Origin of the sequence: Streptomyces marokkonensis, from assembly GCF_039539045.1 — a bacterium.
Lineage (GTDB): Bacteria > Actinomycetota > Actinomycetes > Streptomycetales > Streptomycetaceae > Streptomyces > Streptomyces marokkonensis.
In genome coordinates this window covers 1-19,261 of the sequence record NZ_BAABCQ010000098.1, presented here as the reverse complement: position 1 = coordinate 19,261, position 19,261 = coordinate 1, and the positions used below count along the sequence as shown (strand labels likewise).

At 74.1% G+C, this 19,261-nt stretch carries 20 protein-coding genes; 11 read left to right on the top strand and 9 right to left on the bottom strand.

Annotation, left to right across the window (positions count from 1 at the left end; all coding sequences use genetic code 11):
* Positions 1–10: 10 nt before the first annotated feature.
* Genes ABEA26_RS22835 through ABEA26_RS22820 form a run of 4 tightly spaced genes read left to right on the top strand, consistent with a single transcriptional unit; the run spans position 11 to position 3,530 of the window.
* Positions 11–1,402 (top strand): MFS transporter, encoded by a 1,392-nt coding sequence (locus ABEA26_RS22835; protein ID WP_345594989.1) that lies wholly within the window; start codon positions 11–13, stop codon positions 1,400–1,402.
* Between the two features lie 58 nt (positions 1,403–1,460).
* Positions 1,461–1,973 carry a DUF2771 domain-containing protein gene (locus ABEA26_RS22830; protein WP_345594987.1) on the top strand — a complete coding sequence of 171 codons (513 nt, stop codon included), beginning with the start codon at positions 1,461–1,463 and terminating at the stop codon, positions 1,971–1,973.
* Complete coding sequence (locus ABEA26_RS22825) at positions 1,943–2,692, top strand: futalosine hydrolase (protein WP_345594985.1); 750 nt, start codon at positions 1,943–1,945, stop codon at positions 2,690–2,692. The genes ABEA26_RS22830 and ABEA26_RS22825 overlap by 31 nt, the downstream gene beginning before the upstream one ends.
* Positions 2,682–3,530: a 1,4-dihydroxy-6-naphtoate synthase gene (locus ABEA26_RS22820; RefSeq protein WP_345594983.1), complete on the top strand. Its 849-nt coding sequence runs from the start codon at positions 2,682–2,684 to the stop codon at positions 3,528–3,530. Before ABEA26_RS22825 ends, ABEA26_RS22820 begins: the two co-directional genes overlap by 11 nt.
* A 16-nt stretch (positions 3,531–3,546) precedes the next feature.
* On the opposite strand, the gene ABEA26_RS22815 is transcribed toward ABEA26_RS22820, so the two are convergent.
* Positions 3,547–3,930 (bottom strand): cold-shock protein, encoded by a 384-nt coding sequence (locus ABEA26_RS22815; RefSeq protein ID WP_345594981.1) that lies wholly within the window; start codon positions 3,928–3,930, stop codon positions 3,547–3,549.
* A gap of 162 nt (positions 3,931–4,092) precedes the next feature.
* Between ABEA26_RS22815 and ABEA26_RS22810 the strand changes: the two genes are divergently transcribed.
* Positions 4,093–4,377, top strand: a complete 285-nt coding sequence (locus tag ABEA26_RS22810; RefSeq protein ID WP_345594979.1) for a hypothetical protein — start codon at positions 4,093–4,095, stop codon at positions 4,375–4,377.
* Here the strand turns inward: ABEA26_RS22810 and ABEA26_RS22805 are convergent.
* Both ABEA26_RS22805 and ABEA26_RS22800 read right to left on the bottom strand, forming a co-directional pair.
* Entirely contained in the window at positions 4,320–4,988 is a 669-nt protein-coding gene (locus ABEA26_RS22805) for an HAD family hydrolase (protein ID WP_345594977.1), read from the bottom strand. The genes ABEA26_RS22810 and ABEA26_RS22805 overlap by 58 nt on opposite strands.
* 247 nt (positions 4,989–5,235) lie before the next feature.
* Positions 5,236–6,339, bottom strand: a complete 1,104-nt coding sequence (locus ABEA26_RS22800; protein WP_345594976.1) for a hypothetical protein — start codon at positions 6,337–6,339, stop codon at positions 5,236–5,238.
* 131 nt (positions 6,340–6,470) lie between these two features.
* Here ABEA26_RS22800 and ABEA26_RS22795 point away from each other — a divergent pair, with 131 nt between their 5' ends.
* The 3 genes from ABEA26_RS22795 (at position 6,471) to ABEA26_RS22785 (ending at position 11,623) form a co-directional block, all read left to right on the top strand.
* Positions 6,471–9,059 (top strand): helicase-associated domain-containing protein, encoded by a 2,589-nt coding sequence (locus ABEA26_RS22795; RefSeq protein ID WP_345594974.1) that lies wholly within the window; start codon positions 6,471–6,473, stop codon positions 9,057–9,059.
* Between the two features lie 555 nt (positions 9,060–9,614).
* Positions 9,615–9,890 carry a hypothetical protein gene (locus ABEA26_RS22790; RefSeq protein ID WP_345594972.1) on the top strand — a complete coding sequence of 92 codons (276 nt, stop codon included), beginning with the start codon at positions 9,615–9,617 and terminating at the stop codon, positions 9,888–9,890.
* An 89-nt stretch (positions 9,891–9,979) separates the two neighbouring features.
* Entirely contained in the window at positions 9,980–11,623 is a 1,644-nt protein-coding gene (locus ABEA26_RS22785) for a DNA repair helicase XPB (RefSeq protein WP_345594970.1), read from the top strand.
* A 31-nt stretch (positions 11,624–11,654) separates the two neighbouring features.
* On the opposite strand, the gene ABEA26_RS22780 is transcribed toward ABEA26_RS22785, so the two are convergent.
* The gene (locus ABEA26_RS22780; protein WP_345594968.1) at positions 11,655–11,840 is read right to left on the bottom strand and encodes a hypothetical protein; all 186 of its coding nucleotides are present in this window, start codon (positions 11,838–11,840) and stop codon (positions 11,655–11,657) included.
* Positions 11,841–12,115: 275 nt separating this feature from the next.
* Here ABEA26_RS22780 and ABEA26_RS22775 point away from each other — a divergent pair, with 275 nt between their 5' ends.
* Positions 12,116–14,161, top strand: a complete 2,046-nt coding sequence (locus ABEA26_RS22775) for a HelD family protein (RefSeq protein ID WP_345594966.1) — start codon at positions 12,116–12,118, stop codon at positions 14,159–14,161.
* A gap of 234 nt (positions 14,162–14,395) precedes the next feature.
* On the opposite strand, the gene ABEA26_RS22770 is transcribed toward ABEA26_RS22775, so the two are convergent.
* From ABEA26_RS22770 to ABEA26_RS22760, 3 genes are all read right to left on the bottom strand, one after another.
* On the bottom strand, positions 14,396–15,085 hold the full coding sequence (locus ABEA26_RS22770; RefSeq protein WP_345594964.1) for a copper homeostasis protein CutC: 690 nt from the start codon (positions 15,083–15,085) through the stop codon (positions 14,396–14,398).
* Positions 15,086–15,186: 101 nt separating this feature from the next.
* Positions 15,187–15,870, bottom strand: coding sequence for a maleylpyruvate isomerase family mycothiol-dependent enzyme (locus tag ABEA26_RS22765; protein ID WP_345594962.1), 684 nt, complete (start codon positions 15,868–15,870; stop codon positions 15,187–15,189).
* A gap of 33 nt (positions 15,871–15,903) precedes the next feature.
* Entirely contained in the window at positions 15,904–16,551 is a 648-nt protein-coding gene (locus tag ABEA26_RS22760; protein ID WP_345594960.1) for a TetR/AcrR family transcriptional regulator, read from the bottom strand.
* A gap of 145 nt (positions 16,552–16,696) precedes the next feature.
* Between ABEA26_RS22760 and ABEA26_RS22755 the strand changes: the two genes are divergently transcribed.
* On the top strand, positions 16,697–17,371 hold the full coding sequence (locus ABEA26_RS22755) for an HD domain-containing protein (protein WP_345594958.1): 675 nt from the start codon (positions 16,697–16,699) through the stop codon (positions 17,369–17,371).
* Positions 17,372–17,381: 10 nt separating this feature from the next.
* Positions 17,382–18,449 carry a GNAT family N-acetyltransferase gene (locus ABEA26_RS22750; RefSeq protein ID WP_345594956.1) on the top strand — a complete coding sequence of 356 codons (1,068 nt, stop codon included), beginning with the start codon at positions 17,382–17,384 and terminating at the stop codon, positions 18,447–18,449.
* Positions 18,450–18,545: 96 nt separating this feature from the next.
* Here ABEA26_RS22750 and ABEA26_RS22745 read toward each other — a convergent pair whose 3' ends face one another.
* Entirely contained in the window at positions 18,546–18,818 is a 273-nt protein-coding gene (locus ABEA26_RS22745; protein ID WP_345594954.1) for a DUF4031 domain-containing protein, read from the bottom strand.
* A 10-nt stretch (positions 18,819–18,828) separates the two neighbouring features.
* Positions 18,829–19,218, bottom strand: coding sequence for a hypothetical protein (locus ABEA26_RS22740; RefSeq protein WP_345594952.1), 390 nt, complete (start codon positions 19,216–19,218; stop codon positions 18,829–18,831).
* Positions 19,219–19,261: the final 43 nt, after the last annotated feature.

The window sequence follows — 19,261 nt, the reverse complement described above, 5'->3', positions numbered from 1 at the left end:
CTATGACGGGGTGGCAGCAGCGCGGACGGACTTCAAGGGCGGGAGCCGGGGGCACGGCACCGGCTCCCGGTTCCGTGCGGTCGGCCGCGCCCTGCGCCTGCCGGTGACCGGCACCGCGCGCGGCATCCGCCGGGCGACGCACGCGCACGGCGCCGGCGAGTCCGGCCTCGGCAAGCTGATCGAGCTGCACGGGGTGAACGGCGCCGGCGACGTCATGATCACCGTCGCCCTCGCCTCCACCGTCTTCTTCTCCGTCCCCACCGACGAGGCGCGCGGCCGGGTCGCGCTCTACCTCGCCATCACCATGGCCCCGTTCACGCTTCTCGCACCGGTGATCGGCCCGCTCCTGGACCGCCTGCCGCACGGCCGGCGTGCGGCGATGGCGGCCGCGATGGGCGCCCGGGCGCTGCTCGCGCTGGTGCTGTCCGGGGCGGTCATCAGCGGCAGCATCGGGCTGTACCCGGCGGCTCTCGGCGTGCTGGTCGCCTCGAAGGCGTACGGGGTGGTCAGAAGCGCCGTGGTGCCCCGGCTGCTGCCGCCCCGGTTCTCCCTGGTGAAGGCGAACTCGCGGGTCACACTGTGCGGACTGCTCGCCACCGGCGTCGCCGCGCCGATCGCGGCGGGACTCCAGATGGTCGGGCCGCGCTGGCCGCTGTACGGCGCCTTCGTGATCTTCGTCGCGGGTACCGTCCTGTCGTTCACGCTGCCGCCGACGGTGGACTCGGCCCGCGGTGAGAGCCGGGCGCTGCTCGCCGCCGACGAGCACCATCTGCACGGAACACTGCGGGGGCCGGGCAAGCGCCCCGGGCTGCGCACGGTGGGCCCGGCGGTGACGCACGCGCTGGCCGCCAACGCCGGCATCCGCTGTCTGTCCGGCTTCCTGATCTTCTTCCTGGCCTTCCTGCTGCGCGTGCACCCGCTGTCCGGGCAGAGCGCGGCCGTGTCACTGGGGATCGTGGGCGTCGCGGCCGGTGCGGGCAACGCGCTGGGCACGGCGGTGGGCGCGTGGCTGCGATCGCGGGCACCGGAGATCATCATCGTGACGGTCGTCGCGATCGTGCTGGGCGCGGCGGTCACGGCCGCGGTGTTCTTCAGCACCGTCCTGGTGGCGTGCCTGGCCGCGATCGCGGGGTTCGCGCAGGCGCTGGCCAAGCTGTCCCTGGACGCGCTGATCCAGCGGGACGTGCCCGAACAGGTCCGCACCTCGGCGTTCGCCCGCTCGGAGACGCTGCTCCAGGTGTCCTGGGTACTCGGCGGAGCGGTCGGCATCGTGCTGCCGTTGAACGGCACGCTGGGCCTGTCGGTGGCCGCCGCGATCATTGCCGCCGGGTGGCTGACGACCGTACGGGGGCTGCTCGACTCGGCCCGGCACGGAGGACGGGTACGACCGGGAGTGGCGTGACCACGCCACGCCGTACCCAGGTGGGGAGACGGCCACAAGCGCCGTATAGCCTTCGGACATGACCACGTTGCCCCGCGGCGCAGCCGCTGATCAACACGGCGCTGTGCGTCGCCACCGCGCCGTCGCCGTTGCCGGCGCCGTATCCGCCGGACTGCTCCTGCTGTCCGCCTGCGACCAGCCGACGCCCATGGCCACGGTCACGGTCGGCAGTGACTCGGTCAGCTCCGACGCCACCTGCGGCGGGGAGGGCGAGGTCCTGGAGACCGCCGAGATCCAGAAGTGCCTGCAGGACGACGACGTCGAGTCGATCACGGTCAACCCGGACGACACCGTGCGCTTCGGTGTGGACCCGGAGGTCGCCGACGAGCGCTGGACGATCCTGATGAACGGTCAGCAGCTGACCGACGACACGGACAACACGTACCGCACGGTGCCGGGCAGCGTGTTCTTCAACGCCCAGTACGGCGCCCAGGGCGACTCCACGCTCGTCACCATCAAGGCGGGCGACGGCAAGGAAGGCAGCGAGAAGGCCACCGGGCTGTGGTCCTTCAAGCTGAAGAAGGACAGCTGACCACGTCCTCCGTACGCGTCCTCGTGGCCACCGCGGTCCCCGTCGAACGGGACGCGGTGGCTCGGGCTTTCCCGGCGCGGGGCGCCGAGGTGTCCTCCCCCGGCGTGACCCTCCACCGGCTCCCGGGCGGCTGGGACCTGCTGGCCGCCGGTGTCGGCCCCGCCCTCGCCGCCGCCTCCTCCGCCGCCGCCCTGACCGCCGCGGCCCTCGACTCCGCGCCCTACGACCTGGTCGTCTCGACCGGCATCGGCGGCGGCTTCGTACCGGACGCGCCCGTCGGCTCGCTCGTCGTCGCCGACGAGATCACCGCGGCCGACCTGGGCGCCGAGACGGCCGACGGTTTCCTGCCGGTCACCGACCTCGGCTTCGGCACCGTCACCCACCACCCGCCGGCCGGCCTCGTCGCCGCCGTGGCCACCGCGACCGGAGCCCGCCCCGGCACCGTCCTGACCGGTGCCACCGTCACCGGCACCGCCGAACGCGCCGCGCTGCTGCGTGCCCGCCACCCGCGCGCCCTGGCCGAGGCCATGGAGGGTTTCGGCGTCGCCGAGGCCGCCGCCGCGCACGGGCTGCCCGTACTGGAACTGCGCGCGGTCTCCAACCCGGTCGGCCCGCGCGACCGGGCCGCCTGGCGCGTCGGCGACGCGCTCGCTGCCCTGACGGACGCCTTCGGGAAGCTCGCACCCGTCCTCACGAGTTGGAACCGACATGACCTCTGAGCCCCTGCAGACCGCGTACTCCCCCTGCCCGAACGACACCTTCGTCTTCGACGCCCTGGCCCACGGCCGCGTCCCCGGGGCGCCCGACCTCGACGTGACGTTCGCGGACATCGACGTCACCAACGGCATGGCCGAGCGCGGCGAGTTCGACGTACTGAAGGTGTCGTACGCCGTGCTGCCCCACGTCCTCGGCGAGTACGCGCTGCTGCCCTGCGGGGGCGCTCTGGGCCGGGGCTGCGGGCCGCTGGTGCTGACCGGGGAGGCCGGCGCGGACCTCACCGGCCGCCGGGTCGCGGTGCCGAGCGAGACGTCGACGGCGTACCTGCTGTTCCGCCTGTGGGCGGCGGACACCGTGCCCGCAGGAGTCGGCGAGATCGTCGTCATGCCGTTCCACGAGATCATGCCGGCGGTGCGGGACGGGAAGGTCGACGCGGGACTGGTGATCCACGAGGCCCGTTTCACGTACCGGAACTACGGGCTGCACAAGCTCGCCGACATGGGCGAGCACTGGGAGCGGACCACCGGGCTGCCGATCCCGCTCGGCGCGATCATCGCCAAGCGGTCGCTGGGCGAGGAGACGCTGACGCGCCTGGCCGACTCGGTGCGTACGTCCGTCCGCGCGGCCTGGGACGACCCGGAGGTGTCCCGGCCGTACGTCATGGAGCACGCCCAGGAGATGGACCCGGCCGTCGCCGACCAGCACATCGGGCTGTACGTCAACGAGTTCACCGCCGACCTCGGCGAGGACGGCTACGCGGCGATCCGGGGCCTGCTGACCCGCGCGGCGGCCGAGGGCCTGGTACCGGCCCTCGGCCCGGACGCGCTGGCGTTTCCCTGACGGGTGGGGCGCGGGGTCAGACGTCCAGCTGGTCGGCGACCGCGCGGAGCAGGCCGGCGATCTTCTTGCCGGCGGTCTTCTCGGGGTAGCGGCCGCGCTCCAGCATCGGGGTGACGTTCTCCAGGAGGGTGGTCAGGTCCTGGACGATGGAGGCCAGCTCGTCCGGCTTCTTGCGTTGCGCGGCCGCGACCGAGGGGGCCGGGTCCAGCAGGGTCAGGGACAGGGCCTGGTCGCCGCGCTGCCCGGCGACGACGCCGAACTCCACGCGCTGGCCCGGCTTCAGTGCCTCGACACCGGCGGGGAGGACCGAGGAATGGACGAAGACGTCACCGCCGTCGTCGCGGGAGAGGAAGCCGAAGCCCTTCTCGCTGTTGAACCACTTGACCTTGCCGGTAGGCACGTCTGTCCTCGTCCTCGTACTCGTCGGAAAACTGCTCGGAAACGGCTCTTGATAGCACTTGGGCGGGTCGTCCGGACCCGCCGGTACCAAGGCTAGTGGTGTCCAGGCCGGTGACAAGACGTCCCCCGGTCGTTCTTCAGGCCTGGGAACTACCCTGGTCGGGTGCGTGACAAAACCCAAACGAATTCCGCAGCGCCCGGTGACCGACTGATCCGCGCCGGTGCGATCGTCTTCTTCATCGGTACCGTGGCCACACTGGTCACGGTGGCCCCGCTGTTTCTGGGGACGACGCCCTTTCCCACCTACATGTTCGTGTTGAGCATGCTGATGGGAGTGGGCTTCCTGATCGCCGGTGCGGGGGTGTTCCAGTCGATCGCCGCGGGCCGGCGTCAGGCGCGTGCCGCGTCGAGCCCTCCGCCGTCGCCGTCGCCCTCGCCCTCGCGGTAGCCCGCGAGCCACTCCGGGAACTCCGTCAGGTCGGCGAGGACGACGTCGGCGCCGGCCGCGCGCAGCTCCTCCGCGCTGCACGGGCCGCTGGCCACGGCCACGGCGTGGGCGCCGGCGGTGCGCGCGCCGCGGACGTCGCCGAGGTGGTCGCCGACGTACACGTCCGCGCCGTGCTCACGCAGCGCCACGGCCTTCTGCTCGGCCCACAGGTTGCCGACCACGGCGTCGGGCTCCATGCCGAGGTGCGCCAGGTGCAGCTTGGCGTTCGGCTCGTACTTGGCGGTGACGACTATCGCCCGTCCGCCGGCCTCCCGTACGGCGGCGATCGCCTCCCGGGCGCCGGGCAGCGCGGGCGTGGCGGCGACGGCGTACGTCGGGTACATCTCCCGGTACAGGTCGGCGGTGGCGGCGATCTCCTCGGCCGGGAACCAGTGGGCCAGCTCCTCCTCCAGCGGCGGCCCGAGCCGCGTGACGGCCAGGTCGGCGTCGACGTACGTCCCCGTCCGCTCGGTCAGCGCCAGGTAGCAGGCGCGGATGCCGGGGCGTGAGTCGATCAGCGTCATGTCGAGATCGAAACCGACGGTGGGCGCGGGGCGGGTCGTGGTGGCCATGGACCCCATTGTGCCGGGGCACCCGACTGCCCCACCCGGCCGAGCCCGGAATGGCGGGCGGTTCCGGGCGCGTGGGGAGGGCCACCCCGCCCGAAACCGTGAACTTTCCGGCCCCAGTGTCCTCGTAGCGCTCATCCGAGCGCCACAAGGACACTGGGCGCAAATCGTTCACGCCTGCGGGAGAGTACTGGTCGAACCAGCGGCCCCGCCCCGTGCCGGTGCATGGAGGCGGCGACCCCGGGTTCGGTCAGCTCCGGGGACGGCGGGAGCGCCAGAGGAGGTACAGGGCCGTGGCGACGGCGGCGGTGCGCAGGACCCAGGGCCCGGTTTCCGCGACGGCGTCGTTCATGTGGCCCTCGGCGATCAGGTCACCCCAGCGGCCCTCCGTACGGCCCCACAGCCAGACGAGGCCCGCGGCGGCGACCGTGCCGGGCAGGCCCAGTACCGCCCACTTCCGCTGGGCCGGGGTCAGGCGGCGGGAAAGGTAGACGATCAGCCAGCCCAGACCCAGCGGGACGCGGCTGTCAAGGACGGCGCCGGTGACCAGAAGGGCGGCGGCGAGCAGCAGCAGCGGGTTGCTCCAGCCGACCTCGGGCCACAGGCGGGGGAGGCGGCGCCGGCGCCGGGTGCCGCCCGGGTCGCCGGCGATCGGCTCCCCCGCCTCCGCCACCGCCTCCGCCCTCTCGGCCGTCCCGTTCCTCCTCGCCGCCCCGGCCGCGTCACCCATGTCCCGCGGCGGGGGCCTGAGCAACTCGGGAATCTCCACACCGCCGACGAACCCCGGCACACTGTCCCCGCCGCCCCCGAAGCCGCTACCGAAGCCGCCCTCGAGACCACCGCCGTACGGGCCGCTGTCCACCCGCCACCAGTCCGGCCGCGTGCCGCCGCCACTCCCCAGCTCGTCCGCGCTCGCCAGGTGCGGCGGGGCGGGAGCCGCCCCGGGATCGGGCGCGGCGGGGCGGGGGCGCGGTACGGCGCGCCGCAGGCCCTTGAGCCGCTCCGCCTTCCGCGGCCCGCCCTCCGCCTTCCGCGGCCCGCCCTCCGGCTGCACGGGCACGGCGGCGGACGGCGGCACCGACGGCTGCGGTACACCCCCCGCACCGCTCCCCCCGCTTGCGCCGCTCGTGTCACCCGCCGCGTCGACGATGTCGTACGGGTTGCCGAGCCGGTCCAGGATGCGACGGACGGCGGCGGGACTGTCCACGGTGGTCCTGGCCCGGTGCCGGTCGATCTCGTTGCGCAGCTCGGAGACCAGCCGCATGCGCGTGGCCGACGGCAGCTGCCGTTGCTGGGCCACGTCGCCGACGCGGCTCAGATACTCGTAGACGACCTGGTCGCTCTCGATCCCCACGGAGCCCTCCGGGGCGGTGTGTTGTGGTACGCCGTCGGACGAAGGTATCCAATCCTCCCGTGCGGGGCGGACGCGCACCGCGCGACCGCACGCGCACACCGCCGCCGTACCCACCCGCTAACGTGGGCCGGATGAGCACCGAGGAGAAGTCCGCGGCCCCCCGGTCCCTCGCGGAGGCGCTCCGCGTCAGGGACGACGTCTCGCTGGCCGCCCTCCTGCGCAGCCGACCCGACCTCGTCGCCCCCGTGCCCACGGATCTCACGCAGCTCGCCACCCGCGCAGGCACCCGCGCCTCCGTCGTACGCGCCCTGGAGCGACTGGACCGGTTCGCGCTCCAGACGGCCCAGGCGCTGGCCGTGGCGGCGGATCCGGCGCCGTACGGGGAGCTGGTCCGGCTCATGGCCGGTGACGAGGGGGATCCCGTCGTGACGGCCGCTCTGCCCCGGTCCGTCGCCCTGCTGCGCGAGCAGGCCCTGGTGTGGGGCGCCGACGACCGGCTGCTGCTGGTGCGCACCGCCCGCGAGCTGCTCGCGCCGTCCCCGCAGCATCCGTCCCCGACGGGGCTCGGCCCCACCGTGCGGGAGGCGACGGCGGGGATGTCGCCGGGCCGGATCCAGGACATCCTGGCCGCCGTCGGCCTGCCCTCGACGCACGACTCCGTCTCCGCCGTGTCCGCGCTCGGCGCCCTGTTCGCCGACCGGCCGCGGATGGCGGCGCTCCTGGCCGAACTGCCCGAGGAGTCCAGGGAGGTGCTGGCCCGGTTGATGTGGGGCCCGCCCTACGGGCAGGTCACCCACGACCCCGCGCCGCACCTGCGCCGGCTGCTGGACAGCGGCCTGCTGCTGCCGACCGCGCCCGGCACGGTCGTCCTGCCCCGCGAGGTCGCCCTGCATCTGCGCGGGGGCCGGGCGCACCGCACGCCGGAGCCGGTGCCGCCGCCGGTGGAGGCCGCCGCCGCGCACCGCCCACAGGTTGTGGACGCCACCGCGGCCGGGCAGGCCCTGGCGGCGCTGGCGACCGTCGAGGAGCTGCTGAAGGAGTGGGACGAGGGCGGGCCGGCGGTGCTGCGGGCCGGCGGGCTGAGCGTGCGCGACCTGAAGCGGACGGCCGTCGCGCTGGACGTGCCCGAGCCGGTGGCCGCGTTCTGGGTCGAGCTGGCCTACGCGGCCGGGCTGATCGCCTCCGACGGCGCGGAGACCGAGCGGTACGCCGCGACCCCGGCGTACGACGAGTGGCGGGAGCTGCCCACCGCGGAGCGCTGGGCGCGGCTCGCCGGGACGTGGCTGACGGCCACCCGCACGCCGGGTGTGGTCGGCGGGCGGGACGCGAAGGACCGTACGCTCTCGGCGCTGGGCCCCAACCTGGACCGTTCGGCGGCGCCGGAGGTACGGCACCGGGTGCTGGCCCTGCTGGCGGGGCTGCCCGAGGGCGCCTCGCCCACCGAGGAGTCGGTGCTGGCCCGGCTGCGCTGGGAACGTCCGCTGCGCGGCCCGCGGCGGGACGGGCGGGAAGGCCAGGAGGACGACCTGCGCACGCGGCTGGCCCGCTGGACGCTGTCGGAGGCGGAGCTGCTGGGTGTCACCGGGCGCGGCGCGCTGGCCGCGCCGGGGCGGGCGCTGATCGGGGCGCCCGAACCGCCCCGTCCGGTGGAGGCACCCGAGGCGGCCGGGGCGCCCCGGAGCCCCGGCGACAAGCTCCCCGTCCACCACCACCGCGCCCGGCCCGTGCCCGCGCCCGCGACCCCCGCCGAACGGGCCGCCGCCACCGCGAGCGCCGCCCGGCTGCTCGCCCCCCTGTTCCCCGAACCGCTGGACCACGTACTGCTCCAGGCCGACCTGACGGCGGTGGCGCCGGGCCCTCTGGAGCCCCCGCTGGCCGAGATGCTGGGAGTGCTCGCGGACGTGGAGTCCAAGGGCGGGGCGACCGTCTACCGGTTCACGCCGGGCTCGGTGCGCCGCGCGCTGGACTCCGGGCAGGCCGCCGCCGACCTGCACACCTTCCTGGCCCGGCACTCCCGCACGCCGGTGCCACAGCCGCTCACGTACCTGATCGACGACGTGGCCCGGCGGCACGGCCGGCTGCGAGTGGGCGCGGCCTCGGCGTACGTGCGCTGCGACGACGACGCGACGCTGGACGAGATCCTCGCCGACAAGCGGGCCTCCACTCTCGCCCTGCGCCGCCTGGCGCCGACCGTGCTGGCCGCGCAGGCCGACCCGGCGGCGCTGCTGGAGGGGCTGCGCGCGATGGGGTTCGCGCCGGCCGCCGAGTCCGCCGGGGGCGACGTGCTGATCGCCCGCGCCGATGCCCACCGCACACCGCCGCGGGCGGCGCCGGAGCCGGTCCCGGACGGTCCGCCGGTGCCCGACGACACACTGCTGACGGCGGCGATCCGCGCCGTCCGGGCCGGCGACCTGGCCGCCACGGCCCCGCGCAAGCCGGTCCCGGGAAGCGGAACGGACGACGACGCCCCGGCCTCCGGCGGACTGCCCCGTACCGGGGCCGCCGAGACCCTGGCCACCCTGCAGGCGGCCGTCATGACCGGCGAGGCGCTGTGGATCGGCTACGTGAACGCCGAGGGCGCCGCCAGCCAGCGCGTCATCGCCCCGATCCGGGTCGAGGGCGGCTTCGTGACGGCGTACGACCACACGGCGGACGAGGTGCGCACGTATCCGCTGCACCGGATCACCGGCGTGGCCGAGCTCGCCGACGACGCGACGTGAGGTGACGCGCTGTGCCCGTGCTGTGGGGCGCGGCGCGGCCTGCTGCGACGTGGCACTCGGGTGCCTCCCGGGTTTTACGCGCGTCCGGCCATGATTCCGGCCTTTTGGGCACTTTCGGGTGTACGCGGTGGTCCATGCACGCCACGCCGGGTGATTCGCACCTGCGAGGGAGCTTTCTTCATATTCCGCATCGGTTCGACGGCGGTCGGGCAGCCACCGGGTGCCCTGCAAACCAACCGAAAGGGAGAACCTGATGCGTACTGCAGTTCGCCGAGTCGCCACCGTCCTGGCCTCCACCGCCACCCTCGTCGCGGCGTTCGCCGCCGAGGCCGCCGCGATCGGCATCGACCTCGGCGGGGGCCTGACCCTCTGACCGCCCGGTGACCGTCCTCTGATCCCTCGCCGACCCCGCTGGTCGGCGACCCCGTCGGCGGGCCGGGTCCTCCAGTCCCCCTGGGCCCGGCCCGCTCCGGATTCCCCCCTCTCACGCTCCCTCCCCCGTGATCCCGTGATCCCGTGATCCCTTGCTCTCGTGCTCCCGAAAGGCCGCCGCCCATGCGCTCCGAGCTCCCCGATCCCGACCGCGCCCCCCGCCGCTCCACCAGCCGCTCCGCCGACCAGCCCATCGACCAGTCCGCCGCCCGCAACGCCGCCCGCAACGCCGTCGCCGTCTCCGTCGCCGCCCTGATCACCGCCGCCGCGCTGTTCGGCGCGCTCACTCCCAAGGCCGCCGCGCTGCCACTGCCCCTGCCGGCCACCGGCGTCGAGTCCCTGGTCACGGAGGGAATCGCCCTCGAGGGCCCGCTGATCAACAACCTCACTCTTCTCTAGGAGTGCCGGGCTCCGGGATCAGGCACACTGGACGTTTGGCCGATCCGTCCAGTCACCGTCGGCCGTACGCGCGCGAAAGGGTGCCGCCCGTGAATGGTCCGCTGATCGTCCAGTCCGACAAGACCCTGCTCCTCGAAGTCGACCACGAGCAGGCCGGCGAATGCCGTCGGGCCATCGCACCGTTCGCCGAACTCGAGCGGGCGCCGGAGCACATCCACACCTACCGGGTGACCCCGCTCGGCCTGTGGAACGCCCGGGCGGCGGGCCACGACGCCGAGCAGGTCGTGAACGCGCTCGTCGAGTACAGCCGCTACCCGGTGCCGCACGCGCTGCTCGTCGACATCGCCGAGACGATGGACCGCTACGGCCGCCTCACCCTCTCCAAGCACCCGGCGCACGGCCTGGTCCTGACGACCACCGACCGGCCGGTGCTGGAGGAGGTCCTGAAGTCCAAGCGGATCGCGCCGCTGGTCGGCAACCGCATCGACCCCGACACGGTGGCCGTGCACCCCTCCGAGCGCGGTCAGATCAAGCAGACGCTGCTGAAGCTGGGCTGGCCCGCCGAGGACCTCGCCGGTTACGTCGACGGCGAGGCGCACCCGATCGAGCTGGCCGAGGACGGCTGGACGCTGCGGCCCTACCAGAAGCAGGCGGTGGAGAACTTCTGGCACGGCGGCAGCGGTGTCGTCGTACTCCCCTGCGGCGCCGGTAAGACGCTGGTCGGGGCCGGTTCGATGGCGCAGGCCAAGTCGACGACCCTGATCCTGGTGACGAACACCGTCTCCGCCCGGCAGTGGAAGCACGAGCTGGTGAAGCGGACCTCCCTCACCGAGGAGGAGATCGGCGAGTACAGCGGGACGAAGAAGGAGATCCGGCCCGTCACCATCGCCACGTACCAGGTGCTGACGACCAGGCGGAAGGGCGTCTACCCGCACCTGGAACTCTTCGATTCCCGGGACTGGGGGCTCGTCGTCTACGACGAGGTGCACCTGCTGCCGGCGCCTGTCTTCAAGTTCACCGCCGACCTCCAGGCGCGGCGGCGGCTCGGTCTGACCGCGACCCTGGTCCGCGAGGACGGTCGCGAGTCGGACGTGTTCTCCCTCATCGGACCGAAGCGTTTCGACGCGCCGTGGAAGGAGATCGAGGCCCAGGGCTACATCGCGCCCGCCGACTGCGTGGAGGTCCGGGTCAACCTCACCGACTCCGAGCGTCTGGCGTACGCCACCGCCGAGACGGAGGAGAAGTACCGCTTCTGCGCGACGACCGCCACCAAGCGGAAGGTGACGGAGGCGATCGTGCGGCGCTTCGCCGGGCAGCAGATCCTCGTCATCGGCCAGTACATCGACCAGCTCGACGAGCTGGGCGAGCACCTGGGCGCGCCGGTCATCAAGGGCGAGACGTCCAACGCCCAGCGGGAGAAGCTCTTCGAGTCCTTCCGCCAGGGCGAGATCAGCGTGCTCGTCGTGTCGAAGGTCGCGAACTTCTCCATCGACCTGCCGGAGGCGACCGTCGCCATCCAGGTGTCGGGCACCTTCGGGTCCCGGCAGGAGGAAGCCCAGCGGCTCGGCCGGGTGCTGCGCCCGAAGGCCGACGGCCACCAGGCGCACTTCTACTCGGTCGTCGCCCGCGACACCCTCGACCAGGACTTCGCCGCCCACCGCCAGCGCTTCCTGGCGGAGCAGGGCTACGCGTACCGGATCGTGGACGCCGACGAGCTGCTGGCCGAGGACTGAGCGGACGCGGCGGGTCGGGTCCCGGCGGGGCTCATCGGCGGCGGACGCCGGCCTCCTCGCCGTACTCGCCGAGTACGACCACGTCGAAGGCGGCGCCCGCGAACACCCTGACGGCGCGCACGGCGTCACCGAGCCGGTGCCGGTGGCTGCCGGCCACCGGCGTGGCACCGGACGCACGGCCCGGTGCCGGGGCGGGGGAGATGGTTACTGCGCTCATACCTCCATGGTGCGACCGCGGGCCCCGTACCGGCATCGGTCTGCGGGCCGGAATCCGCCCGCCTCCCCTACGACCGTGGAGGGAGCGCATCCCCCTGAGCGGAGGAGGCGATCCCCTAGGGGACGGGAAAATGGTTGGCCCGCGCCGCCTGCGGCCCCCTAGAATCCCCCCTCTTGCCCGCCTCCCCACGGAGTGCCGCCGTCCGGACGGAAACCGGCCGGCCCACCGAGCGCAGCCAGCGCCCACCGCATCGCAGGTCATCCGGAGGCACCCCCTTGTCCACGCCCGTCCACGACGACCCCCTCTCCAACGAGCGCTCCCACCTCGCCGCCTCCCGTTCCGCGCTGCGCGCCATGCGTGAGGACGTCGAGTCCCTCGACCTCACCGACGTCACCGCGAACTGGGTCAACGCCGCCGTGCTGCAGAGCCAGATCGAGGAGCGCGTCAAGGCGCTCGCCGACCTCAGCGAGACGCCTCTGTTCTTCGGCCGGCTCGACTACCGGCACGCGCCGGGCGCCGAGCAGGCGGAGGGTGGGGAAGGGGAACTCTTCTACGTCGGGCGGCGGCACGTGCACGACACGGACGGCGACCCGATGGTGATCGACTGGCGGGCGCCGGTCTCGCAGCCGTTCTACCGGGCCTCGAAGAAGGACCCGATGGACGTCGCGCTGCGCCGCCGCTTCGGTTACACCGGCGGCGACCTCACGGCGTACGAGGACGAGCACCTGTCCGACCCGGCCGAGGCCGCGGTCACCAGCAGGCTGCTCCAGCAGGAGATCGAGCGGCCCCGCGTCGGTCCGATGCGCGACATCGTGGCGACCATCCAGCCCGAGCAGGACGAGATCGTACGGGCCGGACTGGCCGGTTCGGTCTGTGTGCAGGGCGGCCCCGGCACCGGGAAGACCGCCGTCGGCCTGCACCGGGTCGCCTACCTCCTCTACGCCCACCGCGAGCGCCTCGCCCGCACCGGCACCCTCGTCATCGGGCCGAACAGGTCCTTCCTGCACTACATCGAGCAGGTGCTGCCGGCCCTCGGCGAGCTGACGGTCCGGCAGGCGACCGTCGACGACCTGGTGGCGCACGTCGAGGTGCGCGGCACGGACGAGGCGGCGACGGCGGTGGTCAAGGGCGACGCCCGGATGGCGGAAGTACTGCGCCGGGCCCTCTACTCGCACATCACCCTGCCCACCGAGGGGGTCGTCGTGGTGCGCGGCTCGCGCCGCTGGCGGGTGGCGGCGTACGAGCTGGAGGAGATCGTCCGCGAACTGCTCGACCGTGGCATCCGCTACGGCGCCGCCCGCGAGGCCCTCCCGCAGCGCATCGCGCACGCGGTGCTGGTGCAGATGGAACGGGCGGGCGAGGCGCCGGACGACCGGGTGCAGAACGCGGTGGCGCGCAACGCCGCCGTGAAGGCGGTGGTGAAGGCCGTCTGGCCGCCGGTCGAGCCCGCGAAGCTCGTCCTGCGGCTCCTCTCGGACGCGGACTTCCTCGCCGAGCACGCCGAGGGCGTCCTCACCGAGGACGAGCGGAAGGCGGTGCTGTGGACGAAGCCGGCCCGCTCGGTGAAGTCCGCCAGGTGGTCACCCGCCGACGCCGTGCTGATCGACGAGGCCACCGACCTCGTCGAGCGCACCCACTCCCTCGGGCACGTGGTCCTCGACGAGGCGCAGGACCTCTCCCCGATGCAGTACCGCGCGGTGGGCCGGCGCTGCACCACCGGCTCGGCGACCGTCCTCGGCGACCTGGCGCAGGGCACCACGCCGTGGGCGACGCGGAGCTGGTCCGACGCGCTGACGCACATGGGCAAGGGCGAGGCCGTGGTCGAGGAGCTGACGGCCGGTTTCCGCGTGCCGACGGACGTCATCGCGTACGCCTCCCGGCTGCTGCCGCACATCGCGCCGGGCCTGGCGCCGGTGGCGTCGATCCGTGAGAACCCGGGCTTCTTCGACATCCGTACGACCTCGGAAGGGACCGCGGACGTGGTGTCCGCGGTCCGCGAGCTGCTGGGGCGCGAGGGCTCGGTCGGCCTGATCGCCGCCGACGCGCGGGTGCCGGAGCTGGCGGAGGCCCTCGGGACGGCGGGGATCGGTTTCATCGGCCCGGGCGAGGAGACGACCCACGCCACCCGCCTGACCCTCGTGCCGGCCTCGCTGGCCAAGGGCCTGGAGTACGACTACGTGGTCCTGGACGAGCCACGGGCCGTGGTCGACGGCGAGCCGGACGAGCGGACGGGACTGCGACGTCTGTACGTCTGTCTGACCCGCGCGGTGTCGGGGCTGATCGTGACGCACGGGGCGGGGCTGCCCTCGCAGTTGGTTTAGCGGGCGCGTGGTGCCTGGGGGCGGGCGGCGCGGTACGGGCGCGGGCGCGGTGCGGGTGAACGCGGGGTGGGTGGCGCGGCCCGGCACCGGCCGGGTGCCGCCGCGCCCACCCGTGCCGCCCCTGGCGGCACGATTGCCCGCGGTTACGCGGCACGCCGCACGCGCAGGGCACGCGGCACGCGGTCACGCCGCACGCGCAGGGCACGCGGCACGCGCAGGGCACGTCGGACGCGGTTACGCTCCCAGTACCCGGCGCCACTCCCCCACCGCGTCCGCCGACACCGGCCCGTCCCACCCCTGGGGCCTCGCCGCCCCGCCGATGTGGAAGCCGTCGATGCCCGCGTCGAGGAGACCCGGCACATGCTCCAGTCGCAGGCCGCCCCCCACCAGCAGCTGCTGCTCGTAACCGGGCTCCCCCCGCCGCCGCGCCTCGGCGAGCAGTACGGGCAGTCCGTCGTCGACCCCGCCGGCCGCCCCGGCCGTGAGGTACGTGTCCAGCCCGGGGAAGTCCGCGAGCTGCTTGCGCAGGGCGTCCCGGTTCCCGGCGCGGTCGATGGCTCGGTGGAAGGTCCACCGGCACCCGGCCAGCACTCCGGCGACCCGCTCCACGGCCCGGAGGTCCACGTCCCCGTCGACGTCGAGGAACCCCAGCACGAACTGCGTGGCCCCGGCCTCCCGCATCCCCCCCGCGACCCGCGCCAGCCGCTCGACGTCCCCGGCGGCGAACCCGTCGGCGAGCCGCAGCATCACCCGTACGTCGATGTCGACGGCGGCGCGGATCGCGGCGACGGTCTCGGCCGACGGGGTCAGTCCGTCGGCCGCCATGTCGGTGACCAGTTCGAGGCGATCCGCGCCTCCGGCCTGGGCGGCGACCGCGTCCTCGACGTCGAGGGCGATCACCTCCAGGACTGCACGCTTGCTCATGGGACCCCATTCGTCGGCCTACTACAGGTCTAGTCCAATCCAAGACTACGCCCCGATGGCAGGCCAGGGCGCCCCCTTCATCCCTGGACGCGGCGGACGGTTCAGCCGCCGAAGAGGTTCAGCTCCGCCTCCTCCACCCCGGCCAGTTCGTACCCGGCCGCCTCACCCAGCGGCCGGCCCGCGTACAGCCGCAGCAGCGTCGCCGCGTCCCCGATGAACCGCCCCGGCGGCCGCTCACCGCTCACTTCGCCCAACTTCAGGGGCTGGTCCGCGTCGTCGAGGTCGGCGTGCAGCGGCACATGACCGCGATCACGGGTGAGCGTGCCGAGGAGCGCGAGCGCGTCCGGCAGCCCGCGCCCCGCGTACGCCCCCGGCTCGCCGAGGGCCACCCGCACATCACCCGCGTGCACCCACTCACCCAGCGCGAGCCCGTCCAGGGCACCGCCCGCGCGGACGACCACCGGGCCGGCCTCGGTCATGCCGCGTTCCAGCTCGTCCACGACCCGGGCGTTCGTCCAGTCGGCGCGCTCGGCGATGTCGCGGTCGTTGGACTCGGGCGAGAAGACGCCGTCCTCGAAGCGGTTCTCCACCACGCGAAGGAGCGCCGCTGAGCAGTGCGCCAGCACGTCCCGCACGGTCCAGCCCGGACACGCGGGCACCGGCAGCGCGAAGTCCGTGTCCGCCAGGGCCCTCAGCAGCGGCACCAGTTCGTCCCGTTCGGTGGCCAGCAGCCGCCCGGGCAGCTCGGGGTCGCGTACGCCTTGCACATCCGCAGGAGTCGTCATGAACTCCACGTTAGGGCCGGTTCTGCCTCGCGGTCAGCGTTCCAGCAGGTCGTCCAGTTCGGCGGCGTAGAGGAGGGCGGGATCGAACGCCATGCCGGCGAAGTGGCCCGCGAGTTCCAGGGACAGGACGCCGTGCAGCCGGGTCCAGACGGTCAGCGCGCGGTGCAGGACGGCGGGCGGGGCGGGATGGCCGGCCGCCCACTGCCGGTGGCCTTCGAGGTGCGTGTCGAAGGGGGTCCCGGGGCGGTCCGAGGGCAGTGCGGCGCAGGCGTCGAGGATGGCCGTCATCGTCTCGGCGGCGATCTCGGTGACGTCGTCGGGCGCGCGGTAGCCCGGGACGGGGGTGCCGAAGACGAGGAAGTAGCGCTGGGGGTCGTCCAGCGCCCACGCGCGCATGGCGTGCGCCAGGCCGGCCAGACCGGCGCCCTCCCCGGAGGCCGCCCGGAAGGTGTCGGCGAGGCTTCGGTAGGCGTCCCTGACGAGTTCGGTGATCAGCTCGTCCCGGCCGGCGAAGTACCGGTACAGCGCGGGCCCGCTCATGCCCATCCGCTTGGCGATCGCGTTGAGGGAGAGCGCGGACGCCCCCGCCGTCGCGATCTGCTCCCACGCGTGCTCCTTGATCTCCGCGCGTACCTGGGTGCGGTAGCGCTCGCGCGGGGTCCTCGTGCGCGCGTCCGTCATGGTCCGCCACTCTCTCCGCTTCGGCGCGCGAATGCGTCGCATACATCCGCATACATCCTCAAGATTCAGTTAGAGGGTATCACCGCGGCTGGTAACGGCACCCGCCTCCCGGGCCGGTGTCCACCCCCGCTGGAAGAATGGGCCCATGGCCGACCTCGACGCCCTGCGCTCCCGTTTCGCCCGCGCCCTCGACGGAGCCGCCGGCCCCGCCCGGGGAACCGGCCGCCCCGACCCGGCGCCGTACGCCGACGACCTGCTCGCCCGCTGGCAGGAGCCCGCGCGGCACTACCACACGCTCGCGCACCTCACCGCGGTCCTGGACCACGTCGACGACGTACTGGAGGAGTACGCCGACGACGCCGACGTCGTACGTATCGCCGCCTGGTTCCACGACGCCGTCCACCTCCCCGACCGCTCCGAGAACGAGGAGCGCTCGGCCCGCCTCGCCGAGCGCGCGCTGCCCGAGGCCGGGGTGCCGGCGGAGAAGACCGCCGAGGTGGCGCGGTTGGTGCGGCTCACCGTCACGCACGACCCCGCCGACGACGACCGCGACGGGCAGGTGCTGTGCGACGCCGACCTGGCGATCCTCGCGGCGCCCCCCTCGGCGTACGCCGCGTACACGGCCGCCGTCCGCGAGGAGTACCACTTCGTGCCGAACGACGCCTTCCGCGAGGGCCGGGCCGCGGTCCTCCGCCAACTCCTCGCCCTCCCCCACCTGTTCCGCACCCCGCACGGGCGGCGGGAGTGGGAGGCGACCGCCCGCTACAACCTCGCCGGCGAGCTGGAAATGCTGTCGCCCGGAGGCGAACCCGCCCCGTAGCCTGCCCGGCATGCGGAGCATGGGCGGGGAACAGGTGCAAGAGACCGTCGCGGGCGCGGTCGCGCTGCTGCGGACGGCGACGGACCGGGACTGGGAGGCTGCACGCGCCGGGCGCCTGGAGTGGAGCTGCCGGGACACTGCGGAGCACATCGCGAGCGACCTCATCGCCTACGCGGGCCAGCTCGCCGGACGCGCCACCGAGGCCTACGTCCCCTTCGAGATCACCCTCGACGACGGCACGGACAACGAAGGCGTCCTGCACGTCGTCGAGACGACCGGCGCCCTGCTCGCCGCGGCCGTCCGCACCACGCCGCGCGAGGTCCGCGCGTTCCACCCCTACCCCTTCCGCAGCGCGGACCGCGAGGGCTTCGCCGCCATGGGGATCACCGAGGTACTCGCGCACACGCACGACATCGCCGAGGGCCTGGGACTGGCCTACGAGCCGCCCGCCGAGCTGTGCGCGGACGTCCTCGCCCGGATCTTCCCGCACGTCCGGCCCGGCGCCGACCCCTGGCGCACCCTGCTGTGGGCCACCGGCCGCGGCGAGCTGCCCGGACGCGCCCCGGTCACCGAGTGGCGCTGGCGCAACAACCTGGTGATCCCGGCCGAGCGCCTCACCCTCCAGGGCGTCACCCCGGCCGCCGCCACCGACCTGGTGGCGGGGGGCGACGGCGGCTTCGCGTGGGTGGAGGGCGGCCCCTTCCAGGGCACCCGGGACGCCGCCGGGATGCTGCTGAAGGCGTACGAGGCGGGCGTGCACCGGCCGGAGTGGGGAGTCTTCGTGCTCGTGCGCCGCCATGACGGCCGCGCGGTCGGCGGCATGGGCTTCCACGGGGTGCCGGACGAGGAGGGCAGGGTGGAGATCGGCTACGACCTCGCCGAGGCGGCCCGCGGCCACGGCTACGCCACCGAGGGCCTGCGGGCGCTGTCCCAATGGGCGCTGGCCCGCGAGGAGGTGACGTCCGTGTTCGCGACGACCGAGCCCGCCAACCTCGCCTCCCAGGCCGTGATCGTCCGTGCCGGTTACACCCGGGTCGCCGGGGACGAGGAGCAACTCGCCTACGAGCTGCGCGGCTAGCGGCCGGTGGCCGACGGGCCGACGGGCCGGCGGTCGACGGCCCGCGGTCGACGGTCGACGGTCGACGGTCGACGGTCGACGGTCGACGGCCCGCGGCTAGCCCGCCCGGGACGCGCCCTTGCGTCGCCGCAGCCCCGCCCCGTGCAGCAGCCGCACCACCTCGCGGCTGCTGACCTCCAGCGCGCCGGCGGACACGGCGTCGGCGTACCGCTGGGCGGGGAGGTCGTAGTGGTCCCGTTCGAAGGCGCGGCGCGGCATTCCCAGCGTCTCGGCGAACGCGTGCAGCTCGGCGTAGGAGACGTCGCTGACGAGGTGCGACCACATGCGGCCGTGCCCCGGCCAGCTCGGCGGATCGATGTAGACGGTCACCGGGCCGCCCTCACGAAGGGGCGCCTTCGACGCCTCCGACGGCACCGCCCAGCGAGCCGACCGCCGCGACCTTCACGCCCGCCTTGCCGCACACCCAGTGCGGGTCGGGGCCGAGCTCCGGCTCGACGTCCAGCGCGTGCGGGTCGCCGGAGCCGCACACCGGGCACAGCGGCCAGCGCCCGTACCGCTCGAGCAGGGCGTCCTGAACGTCCTGCGCGACCAGTCCGGCCACGAACTCCGCGCCCTCGGGCCACTGCTCGACCCACCAGCGCCGCTGTACGACGGACTCCTCGACCAGCGAGACGACGTCCGGTTCGGCGACCCGGCTCGCCACCAGGTCGGCGAGGACGAGGGCGCGTGCGGCGTGCAGCGTCTGCTCCAGAGGGCTGATGGGATCCATGCACCCATTGTGCGCACTCTTGACCCGCGGGCCGAAACGAAAA

Coding starts and splice junctions, on each gene's coding strand:
- ABEA26_RS22805 (WP_345594977.1), bottom strand. CDS start 4,988: ATGGCCACCACGACCCGCCCCGCGCCCACCGTCGGTTTCGATCTCGAC.
- ABEA26_RS22795 (WP_345594974.1), top strand. CDS start 6,471: ATGAGCACCGAGGAGAAGTCCGCGGCCCCCCGGTCCCTCGCGGAGGCG.
- ABEA26_RS22765 (WP_345594962.1), bottom strand. CDS start 15,870: ATGACGACTCCTGCGGATGTGCAAGGCGTACGCGACCCCGAGCTGCCC.
- ABEA26_RS22780 (WP_345594968.1), bottom strand. CDS start 11,840: ATGAGCGCAGTAACCATCTCCCCCGCCCCGGCACCGGGCCGTGCGTCC.
- ABEA26_RS22760 (WP_345594960.1), bottom strand. CDS start 16,551: ATGACGGACGCGCGCACGAGGACCCCGCGCGAGCGCTACCGCACCCAG.
- ABEA26_RS22740 (WP_345594952.1), bottom strand. CDS start 19,218: ATGGATCCCATCAGCCCTCTGGAGCAGACGCTGCACGCCGCACGCGCC.
- ABEA26_RS22820 (WP_345594983.1), top strand. CDS start 2,682: ATGACCTCTGAGCCCCTGCAGACCGCGTACTCCCCCTGCCCGAACGAC.
- ABEA26_RS22755 (WP_345594958.1), top strand. CDS start 16,697: ATGGCCGACCTCGACGCCCTGCGCTCCCGTTTCGCCCGCGCCCTCGAC.
- ABEA26_RS22790 (WP_345594972.1), top strand. CDS start 9,615: ATGCGCTCCGAGCTCCCCGATCCCGACCGCGCCCCCCGCCGCTCCACC.
- ABEA26_RS22770 (WP_345594964.1), bottom strand. CDS start 15,085: ATGAGCAAGCGTGCAGTCCTGGAGGTGATCGCCCTCGACGTCGAGGAC.
- ABEA26_RS22750 (WP_345594956.1), top strand. CDS start 17,382: ATGCGGAGCATGGGCGGGGAACAGGTGCAAGAGACCGTCGCGGGCGCG.
- ABEA26_RS22830 (WP_345594987.1), top strand. CDS start 1,461: ATGACCACGTTGCCCCGCGGCGCAGCCGCTGATCAACACGGCGCTGTG.